Origin of the sequence: Streptomyces anulatus (assembly GCF_000721175.1) — a bacterium.
Taxonomy (GTDB): Bacteria; Actinomycetota; Actinomycetes; order Streptomycetales; family Streptomycetaceae; genus Streptomyces; species Streptomyces anulatus_C.
In genome coordinates, this window is the sequence record NZ_JOEZ01000016.1 from 602,502 (window position 1) to 614,775 (window position 12,274).

The 12,274-nt window shown below is 71.2% G+C and carries 12 protein-coding genes; 6 read left to right on the top strand and 6 right to left on the bottom strand.

Annotated features, from left to right (window positions below):
* Nucleotides 1–15: 15 nt before the first annotated feature.
* The 3 genes from macS (at nucleotide 16) to IG90_RS0120910 (ending at nucleotide 3,055) form a co-directional block, all read left to right on the top strand.
* Nucleotides 16–1,266: a MacS family sensor histidine kinase gene (macS, locus tag IG90_RS0120900; RefSeq protein WP_030586430.1), complete on the top strand. Its 1,251-nt coding sequence runs from the start codon at nucleotides 16–18 to the stop codon at nucleotides 1,264–1,266.
* Nucleotides 1,263–1,967: a response regulator gene (locus IG90_RS0120905; protein WP_030586433.1), complete on the top strand. Its 705-nt coding sequence runs from the start codon at nucleotides 1,263–1,265 to the stop codon at nucleotides 1,965–1,967. The genes macS and IG90_RS0120905 overlap by 4 nt, the downstream gene beginning before the upstream one ends.
* 74 nt (nucleotides 1,968–2,041) lie before the next feature.
* Nucleotides 2,042–3,055, top strand: a complete 1,014-nt coding sequence (locus tag IG90_RS0120910) for a 2-hydroxyacid dehydrogenase (protein WP_030586436.1) — start codon at nucleotides 2,042–2,044, stop codon at nucleotides 3,053–3,055.
* 10 nt (nucleotides 3,056–3,065) lie between these two features.
* On the opposite strand, the gene IG90_RS0120915 is transcribed toward IG90_RS0120910, so the two are convergent.
* On the bottom strand, nucleotides 3,066–4,964 hold the full coding sequence (locus IG90_RS0120915) for an anthranilate synthase family protein (RefSeq protein WP_030586439.1): 1,899 nt from the start codon (nucleotides 4,962–4,964) through the stop codon (nucleotides 3,066–3,068).
* Between the two features lie 125 nt (nucleotides 4,965–5,089).
* Nucleotides 5,090–5,158, bottom strand: a complete 69-nt coding sequence (locus IG90_RS47125) for a trp operon leader peptide (RefSeq protein WP_106972956.1) — start codon at nucleotides 5,156–5,158, stop codon at nucleotides 5,090–5,092.
* Between the two features lie 102 nt (nucleotides 5,159–5,260).
* Between IG90_RS47125 and IG90_RS0120920 the strand changes: the two genes are divergently transcribed.
* Together IG90_RS0120920 and IG90_RS0120925 are read left to right on the top strand one after the other, a co-directional pair.
* Nucleotides 5,261–6,607: a class II 3-deoxy-7-phosphoheptulonate synthase gene (locus IG90_RS0120920; RefSeq protein ID WP_030586442.1), complete on the top strand. Its 1,347-nt coding sequence runs from the start codon at nucleotides 5,261–5,263 to the stop codon at nucleotides 6,605–6,607.
* Nucleotides 6,608–6,783: 176 nt separating this feature from the next.
* Complete coding sequence (locus tag IG90_RS0120925) at nucleotides 6,784–7,059, top strand: (2Fe-2S)-binding protein (RefSeq protein ID WP_030586445.1); 276 nt, start codon at nucleotides 6,784–6,786, stop codon at nucleotides 7,057–7,059.
* Between the two features lie 4 nt (nucleotides 7,060–7,063).
* Here IG90_RS0120925 and bfr read toward each other — a convergent pair whose 3' ends face one another.
* A complete protein-coding gene (gene bfr / locus IG90_RS0120930) occupies nucleotides 7,064–7,543 on the bottom strand; it encodes a bacterioferritin (RefSeq protein ID WP_003969666.1) in 480 nt (159 codons plus the stop codon).
* 157 nt (nucleotides 7,544–7,700) lie between these two features.
* Between bfr and IG90_RS0120935 the strand changes: the two genes are divergently transcribed.
* Nucleotides 7,701–8,333, top strand: coding sequence for a sulfite oxidase-like oxidoreductase (locus tag IG90_RS0120935; RefSeq protein ID WP_030586448.1), 633 nt, complete (start codon nucleotides 7,701–7,703; stop codon nucleotides 8,331–8,333).
* 220 nt (nucleotides 8,334–8,553) lie between these two features.
* On the opposite strand, the gene IG90_RS0120940 is transcribed toward IG90_RS0120935, so the two are convergent.
* The 3 genes from IG90_RS0120940 to IG90_RS0120950 form a co-directional block, all read right to left on the bottom strand.
* Nucleotides 8,554–9,426: a deoxyribonuclease IV gene (locus IG90_RS0120940; RefSeq protein ID WP_030586451.1), complete on the bottom strand. Its 873-nt coding sequence runs from the start codon at nucleotides 9,424–9,426 to the stop codon at nucleotides 8,554–8,556.
* Between the two features lie 6 nt (nucleotides 9,427–9,432).
* On the bottom strand, nucleotides 9,433–11,364 hold the full coding sequence (pknB, locus tag IG90_RS0120945) for a Stk1 family PASTA domain-containing Ser/Thr kinase (RefSeq protein WP_030586454.1): 1,932 nt from the start codon (nucleotides 11,362–11,364) through the stop codon (nucleotides 9,433–9,435).
* 115 nt (nucleotides 11,365–11,479) lie between these two features.
* Nucleotides 11,480–12,274 carry a thiazole synthase gene (locus tag IG90_RS0120950; RefSeq protein ID WP_030586457.1) on the bottom strand — a complete coding sequence of 265 codons (795 nt, stop codon included), beginning with the start codon at nucleotides 12,272–12,274 and terminating at the stop codon, nucleotides 11,480–11,482.

Here is a 12,274-nt window from a genome sequence, read left to right on the forward strand (position 1 = left end):
CCGGGGGGTGTGGTCATGGCCAAGCGTGAGCGGGTCGTACGGATGTCGGTCGAGCTGCCGCTGTGGCGTGCGCTGACGGGCTACCGCGTCCTGACGATGATCTACGCGGTGCTGCTCGCGATCTTCGGGAAGGACAACTTCGGCCAGCAGAGGTTCGAACGGCCCTGGGTGGCCGTCGCGTATCTGGCCTTCCTCTCCGTCTGGACGCTCGCCACGCTGCCGAAGGTCCGCTCGGCGGCGAGCTGCACCAAACGCTTCCTCGTCGCGGACCTCGTCGTCGCGCTGACGGGCATCCTGCTCACCCCGCTCGCCGACTTCGACTCGCAGTCGTTCGACGGCCCGACGCTGCCGTCGATCTGGACGGCCGGCGCGGTCCTCGCCTTCGCGATCAAGGGCGGCTGGCGGTGGGCGGCCTTCGCCTCCACCTTCGTCGCCGCCGCCAACATCATCCAGCGCGGCGAGCCCAGCCGGGACACCTACCACAACGTCCTGCTGGTCTGGGTCGCCTCCATCGCCATCGGGTACGTCGTCGAGGTCGCCCGCGCCAGTGAGCGCACCCTCGCCCGCGCCCTGGAGATCGAGGCCACCACCCGCGAACGCGAACGGCTCGCCCGCGACATCCACGACAGCGTGCTCCAGGTCCTCGCCATGGTGCAGCGCCGGGGTACCGCGATCGGCGGCGAGGCGGCCGAGCTGGGCCGGATGGCCGGGGAGCAGGAGGTCGCCCTGCGCACCCTGGTCTCCAGCGGTCTGGTCCCACCGACCCGGGTCTCCGAGGACGCCGCCGAGGGGGCCGTGGTCCGTACGGTCGAGATCGACGAGGAGAGCCCCGGCGACGGGGCCGCCTGCGACCTGCGGGCGCTGCTCGCCCCGCACACCGGATCCCGTACGAGCTTCGCCGAGCCGGGCGCGCCCGTGCTGCTCCCCGCCGAGTCGGCCCGGGAGCTGGCCGCCGCCGTCAGCGCAGCCCTGGACAACGTACGGGTGCACGCGGGCCCGGACGCCCAGGCGTGGATCCTGGTCGAGGACGAGCCGGACGAGGTGATCGTCACCGTCCGGGACGACGGCCCCGGCATCCCGGAGGGGCGGCTCGCCCAGGCGGAGGGGGAAGGGCGGCTCGGGGTCGCCCTGTCCATCCGCGGCCGGCTGCGCGACCTGGGCGGCACGGCAGAGCTGATCTCGGTGCCCGGACAGGGCTGCGAGGTCGAGTTGAAGGTTCCGAAAGCACCGAAGGTTTCCCGGGGGAAGGCAGGATCGGCCCGATGAGTACGCAGAACGCGGCACAGGACGAGCGGGGGGCCACAGGCCGGCCCATCAAGGTCATGGTGGTCGACGACCACCCCATGTGGCGCGACGCGGTCGCCCGTGACCTGGCCGAGTCCGGCTTCGACGTCGTCGCGACCGCCGGGGACGGCCCGCAGGCGGTCCGCCGGGCCAAGGCCGTGGGCCCGGACGTCCTGGTCCTCGACCTGAACCTCCCCGGCATGCCCGGCGTCCAGGTCTGCAAGGAGCTCGTCGGCTCCCACCCGGGCCTGCGGGTCCTGGTCCTCTCCGCGAGCGGCGAGCACGCCGACGTCCTGGAGGCGGTGAAGTCCGGGGCCACCGGCTATCTGCTGAAGTCCGCCTCCACCCAGGAGCTGACCGACGCCGTCCGCTCCACCGCGGCCGGCGACCCGGTCTTCACCCCGGGCCTGGCCGGCCTGGTCCTCGGCGAGTACCGCAGGCTCGCCTCCGACCCCGTACCCGTGGCGTCGAACGAGCCCAAGGCCCCGCAGCTCACCGACCGGGAGACCGAGGTGCTGCGGCTGGTCGCCAAGGGACTCTCGTACAAGCAGATCGCCGAACGCCTCGTCATCTCGCACCGCACCGTGCAGAACCACGTGCAGAACACCCTCGGCAAGCTCCAGCTGCACAACCGGGTGGAGCTCGTGCGGTACGCCATCGAGCGCGGCCTCGACGACGTCTGATGCGGCGGGGGCGGGGGCGGAGCCGTATATTCGCGATGTCCGGCCCCGCCCGCGGAATCAGATCGGGAGTACCCGTGGAAATCCTGGCCTTCGGTGTGCAGTCCGATGAGAAGCCCTTGATCGAGAAGGCGTTCGAAGGGCTGCACGAGGTCCGCTGCCTGGACGTCTTCCTGAACCGGGACACCGCCCCCATCGCGGCCGGCTACGAGATCGTCTCCTCCAGCGTCAACGCCGACCTCGGCTCCCAGGTGCTCCAGACGCTCGCCGCGGGCGGCACGCAGATGATCGCCCAGCGCTCCACCGGCTTCAACAACATCGACCTGGAGGTCGCCGAGCGCCTCGCCCTGCGCGTCTCCCGGGTCTCCTACTACTCCCCGTACTCGGTCGCCGAATTCGCCTGGACGCTCGCCATGGCCGTGAACCGGCGCATCATCCGCGCCGCGAGCCGCACCCGGGACTTCGACTTCCGCCTCGACGGACTCCTCGGCCGGGACATGCGCGGCCGGACCGTCGGGGTGCTCGGCACCGGGAAGATCGGTGAGGCGTTCACCCGGATCGCCCACGGCTTCGGCATGAAACTGCTCGGCTGGGACGTGGCCCGGAACCCGGCCTGCGTCGAGCTGGGCATGGAGTACGTCGACAAGGAGCGGCTGTTCGCCGAGGCGGACCTGATCAGCCTGCATGTGCCGCTGCTGCCCAGCACCCAGCACATCATCGACGAGGCCGCCCTCAAGGCGATGAAGGACGACGCGATCCTCGTCAACTCCAGCCGCGGCGGCCTCATCGACACCGCTGCCCTGGTCACCGAACTGCGCGCGGGCCGCTTCCTCGGCGTCGGACTCGACGTGTACGAGGCGGAGGCGGGGCTGTTCTTCCTCGACAAGTCCCTGGAGGGCATCGACGACGACACCCTCGCCCGGCTTGTGACCTTCCCCAACGTCGTCGTCACCTCCCACCAGGCGTACTACACCGAGGACGCGGTGGGCCAGATCATCGACGCGACGGTGCGGAACGTCACCGACTACCTGGCCGGCCGCCACAGCGAGAACGTCCTCGTACCGAGGACGTCGAACCTGCCGAGGAAGTGAGGCGGTCCCTTCAGCTCGGCACGGGCAGCCCCGCCAGCAGCTCCGTCACGATCGCCGAGCCCCGCACGGTCAGCACCGACTCCGGGTGGAACTGCACCGAGGCGAAACCGGGCCCGCGCAGCGCGTGCAGCTCACCGCTCTCCTCGTCCCGGCTCACCTCGATGCCGTGCGCGGCCAGCTCGGCGGCGGCCGGACCGTCGCAACGCCCGGTGAAGCTGTTGTAGAAGCCCACTGTCTCCGGCCGTCCGAACAGCTCGATCCGGGTCTGCGCCCCCTGGTACGGCACCGCCTTGCGCACGATCTCCAGACCCAGCTCCGCCGCGATCAGCTCATGCCCGAGGCAGACCCCCAGCAGCCCGTGCCGGTGGTCCCGCACCAGCTCCGCGGTGATCTCGCGCAGCAGCCGCATCTTCGGATCGGTGAGATCGCCCGGGTTGCCGGGGCCAGGACCCAGCACCACCGGCCCTTCGTGCGCCCGGACCACCTCGCGCAGCCCCGACTCGTCGTAGCGGCGCACCGAGACGTCCAGCCCGGACGCCCGCAGAAGATGGGCCAGCATCGCGGTGAACGTGTCCTCGCCGTCCACCACCAGCGCGTGGCCCGCCAGGTCCCGGGTGCGCTCCTGCATCCGCAGCCAGAACGGGGCGAGGCCGCCGCGCCGGTCGTCCAGCGCCGCCTGCACCCGTGGGTCGGAGGCCAGCCGCGGGCGGTCCGCCTCCGCCGCCGGCCGGCCCGGCCGCACCCCCAGCGCGGCCAGCACCCCGGCCGCCTTGGCGTGCGTCTCGGCGACCTCGCTGTCCGGGTCCGAGTGGCGTACGAGCGTGGCCCCGACGGGCACCTCCAGCGAACCGTCCGGGGCGATGTCGGCGGTACGGATCAGGATGGGCGAGTCCAGCGTCTGCGCCCCGTTCGCGTCCCGCCCCAGCAGGGCCAGCGCGCCCGCGTAGTAGCCGCGTCCCCCGGACTCGTACCGCTCGATGACCCGGCACGCGTTCTGCACCGGGGAGCCGGTGACGGTCGCCGCGAACATCGTCTCGCGCAGCACGTCGCGCACATCCAGCGAGGACCGGCCGCGCAGCTCGTACTCGGTGTGCGCGAGGTGCGCCATCTCCTTGAGCCGGGGCCCGACCACCACCCCGCCCATGTCGCCCACCGTGCACATCATCTTCAGCTCCTCGTCGACCACCATGGACAGCTCCTCGCTCTCCTTGCGGTCCCCGAGGAACGCCAGCAGGCTCTCGGCGGTGGGCCCCTGGGCCGGGTAGCGGTAGGTCCCGCTGATCGGGTTCATCACGACCGTCCCGCCGGACATCCGCACATGCACCTCCGGGCTCGCCCCCACCAGCGTCCTGTCCCCGGTGTGCACCACGAACGTCCAGTACGCGCCCCGCTCGCCCGCCAGCAGCCGCCGGAACAGCGCCAGCGCGTCCGCCCGCCCGAACCCGGGGATCTCGCCCCGGAACGTCCGCCGGATCACGAAGTTCGCGCCCTCGCCCTGCCCGATCTCGTCCCGGATCACCCGCCGCACGATGTCCGCGTACTGGGCGTCCGGCACGTCGAAGCCGCGGTCCTGAACCGTCACGTCATGGGCGGGCAGCGCCGCCAGCAGCTCCGCGAGCTCCAGCTCGTGCGTCTCGTGGGCGACCAGCACGCTCAGCGGGGTGCCGTCGTCGCGCACGTCGAAGCCGCGCTCGGCGATCTGCCGGAACGGCACCAGGGCGAGCGCAGGCGACGCGCCCACCGGCAGATCGGCCAGCCGGTCCGCCTCCCGCACCCCGCCGATCAGCAGTTCGACGTGATCGTGGTCACGGCCGGGTGTGCGGCGGCGCAGCAGAGCGAACGGCGGGGCGTCGTCGGCCAGCAGCCGGCGGACGAGACCGGAGGCGGAGCGGGGCGCGGTCTGGGACATGGGAGCAGGTTCCTTCCGGACGGGCCCGTACGGGATTCCGTACGGGACTCACAAGGGGAGGAACGGCTCCGCAACGCAGAAAAGGCCGCCCCTCGGGCGGCCTTCGCGAGTGTCAGCGCGATCAATCAGCGGGCCGCCGGATGAGCGGTCCACCACCAGTTCTGGATCGAGATCCGGATCAGTCGCGTCGACATGCTGCGACCCTAGCGGACGTTCCGGGCATCGGAGCGGGCGTCTCAACTGTTGAGCGCTCGAATGGACGCCTCCCGCGACCCCGTAATGTTGTCCATGTGACCGTGAACGCCAATACCTCCGTCGCCGGTGGCAACACCTGGCGAGACCTTCCCGCGGCGCAGCAGCCCGAGTACCCCGACTCCGAGGCCCTGCGCGATGTACTCGCGGACCTCGCGTCGTATCCGCCGCTCGTCTTCGCCGGCGAGTGCGACCAGCTGCGCGCCCGTCTGGGAGCCGTCGCCAAGGGCGAGGCGTTCCTGCTGCAGGGCGGCGACTGCGCCGAGGCCTTCGACGCCGTGTCGGCCGAGCACATCCGGGCCAAGCTGAAGACGCTGCTCCAGATGAGCGCCGTCCTGACCTACGCGGCCTCCGTGCCCGTGGTGAAGGTCGGCCGGATCGCGGGCCAGTACTCCAAGCCGCGCTCCAAGTCGACCGAGACCCGCGACGGCGTGACCCTGCCGACCTACCGCGGCGACTCGGTGAACGGCTTCGCCTTCACCGAGGAGGCCCGGATCCCGGACCCCGCGCGGCTGAAGCAGATGTACCACGCGTCCTCCTCCACGCTGAACCTGGTGCGCGCCTTCACCACCGGTGGTTACGCCGACCTGCGCCAGGTCCACGCCTGGAACCAGGACTTCGTGAAGTCGTCCCCCGCCGGCCAGCGCTACGAGGCCCTGGCCCGCGAGATCGACAACGCGCTCAACTTCATGAAGGCGTGCGGCACCGACCCGGCCGAGTTCAAGGCGGTCGAGTTCTACGCCTCGCACGAGGCGCTGCTGCTGGACTACGAGACGGCGCTGACCCGTACGGACTCGCGCACCGGCGAGCTGTACGACACCTCCGGCCACATGGTCTGGATCGGTGAGCGCACCCGGCAGATGGACGGCGCGCACATCGAGTTCGCCGCCAAGGTCCGCAACCCGATCGGCATCAAGCTCGGCCCGACGACCACCGTCGACGAGGCGCTCGGCTACGTCGACCGCCTGGACCCGCAGCGCGAGCCCGGCCGGCTGACCTTCATCGTCCGCATGGGCGCCGACAAGGTCCGCGACAAGCTCCCCGAGCTGGTCGAGAAGGTCACCGCCTCCGGCGCCACCGTGGCGTGGGTGACCGACCCGATGCACGGCAACACCTTCGAGGCCGCCTCCGGCCACAAGACGCGCCGCTTCGACGACGTCCTGGACGAGGTCAAGGGCTTCTTCGAGGTCCACAAGAGCCTCGGCACCCACCCGGGCGGTATCCACGTGGAGCTGACCGGCGACGACGTCACCGAGTGCGTGGGCGGCGGCCACGAGATCTTCGTGGACGACCTGCACCAGCGCTACGAGACGGCCTGCGACCCCCGGCTCAACCGCAGCCAGTCCCTCGACCTGGCCTTCCTCGTCGCCGAGATGTACCGCGACCAGTAGGCGGTGGGCCGGGTGGACTCCCGGCCGTCGCAGCTGTGGGGCACGGATCCTTGTGATCCGTGCCCCACAGCTCGTCCCAGGGCTTTACGCCACTTGAGGGACGGGTAAGGTTAGGTTAGCCTCACCGGCAGAGACCGGGACGGCGACCAGCGACGACCCGCAGGGAGGTGAACCGCATGTACGTCTGCTCCTGCTTCGGCATCACGGAACAGCAGGTCAAGAAGCATGCGGACGCCGGAGCCTGCACACCCCGCCAGATCGCGTCGGCCTGCAAGGCCGGGACGGACTGCGGCGGATGCGTGCGCCGCATCCAGGCGCTGCTGGGACGGGGCGACTGCCCCCGCCGCGAGCTGCTCGACCAGCGGCAGGAACCGGTGACCGCCTCCCGCACACCCCCGGCAGCGGTGTCGGCGGCCGGCATCCGGGACGTACGGCTCTCCGGCGCCGCCTGAGCGGTCAGCTCTCCGGCTGCTCGATCAGCTGGGCGATGTAGAGCGGCTCACCGAGCTTCTCGACCAGCTCCAGCTGGGTGTCGAGATAGTCGATGTGGTGCTCCTCGTCCTCCAGGATCGACTCGAAGATGTTCGCGGACGTGATGTCGCCCTTGCCGCGCATCACCTCGATACCGCGCTTGAGGCGGTCGATCGCCTCCACCTCGACCTGGCGGTCCGCCTGGAACATCTCGGTGACCGTCTGGCCCACCCGGACATGGAAGAGGCGCTGATAGTTCGGCAGCCCGTCGAGGAACAGGATCCGGTCGGTGAGGATCTCGGCGTGCTTCATCTCGTCGAAGGACTCGGCCCGGGTGTACTTGGCGAGCTTGGTCCACCCGAAGTTCTCCTGCATCTTCGCGTGCAGGAAGTACTGGTTGATGGCAGTCAATTCGGCGGTCAGCTGCTCATTGAGAAACTCAAGGACCTCGGGGTCGCCCTGCATGGCAAAGGCTCCTTCCAACCGGTGATCGATCTGGCAAGTTGGCCAGATCCTCGCACCGCGCCCAGCGGCCGTCCAGTAAGTGCACGCTTAGTACGAGTTGCCCGGATGGGGTCCTCTCCGGTCATGACCACCCCTGCCTGTCTGTCACCATGGAGGCATGGGTCAGCCGGAAAGCCGGGAAAACCGCGAGACAGAGCAGTCCGGGCTTCCGCCGGGACAGCGACTGCAACGCGGATGGCCGGTCACCCACTACGGGCCCGTTCCCAAGTTCAAGCCCGACCGCTGGGAGTTCCGGGTCTTCGGGGCCACCGCCGACGGCGACAAGCACTGCTGGAGCCACCAGGAATTCTCGGCGCTGCCGTTCTCCTCGGTCGTCGCCGATCTGCACTGTGTGACGAAGTTCAGCATGATCGGCGCCGAATGGGGCGGGATCCCCGCCCGCACGATCCTCGAACTGGCCCCACCCGCCCCTGATGCCACCCATGTGATGGTCTGGGCCGAGTACGGCTTCTCCTCGAACCTGCGCCTCGACGACTTCGCCTCCGAGCGCACCCTCTTCGCCACCCACAAGGACGGCGAACTCCTCACCGCCGAGCACGGCTTCCCGCTGCGCCTGGTCGTCCCGCACCTGTACGCCTGGAAGGGCCCGAAGTGGGTCCGGGGCATCGAGTACATGACGGCGGACCGGCGCGGATTCTGGGAGGAGCGGGGCTACCACAACATCGGCGACCCCTGGAACGAGCAGCGCTACTCCTACCAGGAGGAGCCCGGGGACGGCCCCGAACTCTAGTGCTGTGACCGGCGACGTTCGCCCCGTCGCGGCGCCCGGCACGCACGCCCGCCGCACCGGCCGAAATCCCAGATACGTCCAGTACGAGGGCATCGGGCCGGCACACCGGGAGCACGCACCGGACGCCACTCCTTGACGGGCAAACGTTGCCGGCCACGGCACTTGCCGGGGCCTGTCGTCACATTCCGCCCGGGCGACGACGGGAATGTGACGACAGGCCTCAGGTTCCGGGAACCTCCCGCAGCTCCTTCAACCGGGCCACGTCCGCCGCGTGCCCCTCCTTGCCGCCGGGCGTCTCGATGATCAGCGGTACGCGCTTGGTCGCCGGATGCGCGAACAGCTCCCGGAACGGCTCCGCCCCGATGTGACCTGCGCCGATGTTCTCGTGCCGGTCCTTGTGCGCGCCCGCGACGTCCTTGGAGTCGTTGGCGTGGATCAGCTTCAGCCGTCCCTCGCCGACCGTGTCCACCAGCAGGTCCAGCGTCTGCCGCATCCCCGAGGGGCCGGCCAGGTCGTGTCCGGCGGCGTGGATGTGGCACGTGTCCAGGCAGACGCCCAGCTTCGGGTGGGAGTCCAGCGCCTCGAAGTACGGCCCGAAGTCCCAGGTCCGCGAACAGAGCGAGAAGCCCTGGCCGGCCGTCGACTCCAGCAGCAGATCCGGATCGTCGTCGTGGGTCAGCTCGTCCAGCAGCGGGCGCATGTGCTCCCGCACCTGGGCCAGGGCCTCGACGCGCGGCCGCCCGCCGGTCGCCGAACCGGTGTGCACCACCACGCCCAGCGCGCCGATCTCGCGGGCCCGCCGCAGCGAGTGGCGCAGGGACTCCACGGACCTCTCGACCGTCGCCTCCGTGTGCGAGCCGAAGTTGATCAGATACGGGGCGTGGACGTACGCCGGGATCGAGGCCGCCGCGCACTCGGCGCGGAACAGCTCGTCCTGCGCCGGGTTCCCGGCGGGCGTCGCCCAGCCACGCGGGTTGGCCACGAAGACCTGCACGGTCTCCGCCGCCAGCTCACGGGCGTACTCCAGGCCGACCTTGGCGAGACCGCCGGCCACCGGGACGTGTCCGCCCACCGGATTGCGCAGAGAGTGCATCTGGTTCTAGAACCCCTTGGTCTTGATCGTGATCGTGGACCCTTCGGGGGCCTGCTCGCCGCCGTCCACGGACTGGCTCGCGATCGTGTCGCTGAAGGAGAGGAACGGCCGGTCGACCTTCACCTCGAAGCCCGCCTCCTCCAGGGTGCTCCGTGCCTCGTCGACGTCCCGGCCGGTGACGTCCGGGACGTCCAGCATCCGGGGGCCCTTGGAGATCGTCAGCTGGACCGTGTCGCCCTCGGCGGCCTCGGTGCCCTCGCCGGGGGACTGCTCGGCGACATCACCCTCGGCCTCGGCGGAGTGGATCCGGCCGGGCAGCACCTCGGCCTTCAGGCCTTCGGCCTCCAGCTCGGCGGTGGCGTCCTCGGCCGACAGACCGGTGACGTCCGGGACGTCGACGGGAGCGCCCTTGCTGACGACGAGCGCCACGGCCGTGTCCGGGGTGCGGTCCGTGCCCGCGCGGGGATCCGTGCGGATCACCTCGCCGCGGGCCACGTCCTCGCTGAACTCCCTGGTCACCATCCCGGGGACCAGGCCCACCTTCTTCAGGGAACGCCGGGCGTCCGCGAGGGAGCTGCCCACGACGTCAGGCACCCGCACGACCTCCGGACCCCGCGAGACGACGAGCTTCACCGAGCCGTTGCCCCGGATCCGCGCGCCCGACGCGGGATCGCTGCTGACGACCGAACCCCGCTCGACGGTGTCGCTGAAGACCCGGTCCACGCCCTTCAGCCCGAGCCCCTCGTCCGAGAGCCGCTGCTCGGCGGTCTTCTGGGTCTGACCCAGCAGGGAGGGGACCTGGGTGAACTGCCCGGAGTTGATGTACCAGACGCCCGTCCCGATGCCGAGCGTCAGCAGGACGGCGGTGAGGATGGTGATCAGCTTGCGATGCGGCCCGCCGAACGGTCCGCGCCGGCCGGTCCCGCGCCGGGGGGCGGCGGGCCCCGCCGGCGGCATCTCCAGACGGCTGGTGCGGTGCACTTCGGCCCCGTCACCGTCCGCCGGGAGGGCCCGCGGGATCACGCTCGTACGGTCGTCCGCGCCGTCGTGCGCCTCCGACAGCGCCTGCGGCGGTACGGCGTCCAGCTCGGCGTCGGTCAGCGCGGTGCGCGCCTCACGCGTCTCGGCCAGCAGCAGCACCGCGTCGTGCGGGCGCACCTCCGGATTACGGGCCGTCGCGCTCGCCACCAGGCTGTCCAGCGCGACCGGGAGCCCCGGCACGACGGCGGACGGGGCCGGGACGTCGGAGTTGAGGTGCTGGTAGATGACCTGGGCGGCGGTCTCGCCGGTGTGCGGCTTGGCGCCGGTCAGCATCTCGTACAGCACGACCCCGCAGGCGTACACGTCGCTGCGGGTGTCGGCCGTGCCGTGCTCGATCTGCTCGGGGGCCAGATACGACACCGTGCCCAGGAGCGAGCCGGTGCTGTCGGTGGCCGTGCCGACCGCCCTGACCAGGCCGAAGTCGGCGACCTTCACCCGGCCGTCGTCCCCTATCAGGACGTTCTCCGGCTTCATGTCGCGGTGCACGAACCCCGCCCGGTGCGCGGCGCCGAGCGCGGCGAGGACCGGCTCCAGGATGTCGAGGGCCGCCCGGGGCTGCAGGGCCCCCCGCTCGCGCAGCACATCGCGCAGGGTGCAGCCCGCCACGTACTCCATCGCGAGATAGACGTACGCGCCCTGGGCGCCCTGGTCGAAGACCGCGACGACATTGGGGTGCGCGAGGCGGGCCACCGACTTGGCCTCGCGGATGAAGCGCTCGACGAACGAGACGTCGGTGGCGAGCGCCGGGTGCATCACCTTGAGGGCGAGCACCCGGTCCAGGCGGGTGTCCACGGCCCGGTAGACCGTGGCCATCCCGCCGACGGCGATGCGCGCCTCTATGCGATACCGGCCGTCGAGCAGCTGCCCGACGAGAGGGTCCTGGAGGGTCGTGTCCACCCCGAGAGTCTACGAGCCGCCACCGGCACCCCGGACGGGCCGGGGCACTCCCGGGGCCGTTCTGCAGCGGATCCGTGACAGGGACACGTCCCAGGTGGCGAGCCCGTCCGGATGCTCAGAACGCCGGGCGCTCCGGATCGAGCACCGCCCGCCCGTCCACCGGCGACGAGGCCTGGGCGAAGTGGCGGCGCGGAATCCGGCCCGCCCGGTACGCGAGCCGACCGCCCTCCACCGCATGGCGCATCGCCCCGGCCATCAGCTCCGGCTCCTGGGCCCGGGTCACCGCCGAGGCGAGCATCACAGCGGCGCACCCCAGCTCCATCGCCTGCGCCGCGTCCGAGGCCGTCCCTGCGCCCGCGTCGAGGATCACCGGCACCCCGGCCCGCTCGACGATCAGCTCGAAGTTGTGCGGGTTGCGGATGCCGAGCCCGGAGCCGATGGGGGAGCCGAGCGGCATGATCGCCGCGCACCCCACGTCCTCCAGCTTCTGGGCCAGGACCGGGTCGTCGTTGGTGTAGGGCAGCACGACGAACCCGTCGTCCACCAGGATCTCCGCCGCGTCCAGCAGCTCGATCGGGTCGGGCAGCAGGGTTCGCTCGTCGGCCATCACCTCCAGCTTCACCCAGTCGGTGCCGAGCGCCTCCCGGGCCAGGCGGGCGGTCAGTACCGCCTCGCCCGCGGTGAAGCAGCCGGCGGTGTTCGGCAGGACCTGGATGGAGAGCCGCTCCAGCACCGAGAGCACCGAACCCTGCACGCTCGGGTCCAGCCGGCGCATCGCGACCGTGGTCAGCTCGGTGCCGGAGGCGATCAGCGACCGCTCCAGCACCTCCAGGCTCGGGGCGCCGCCGGTGCCCATGATCAGCCGGGAGCCGAAGGTGGCAGGGCCCAGCGTGAAGACGTCGTCCGACAT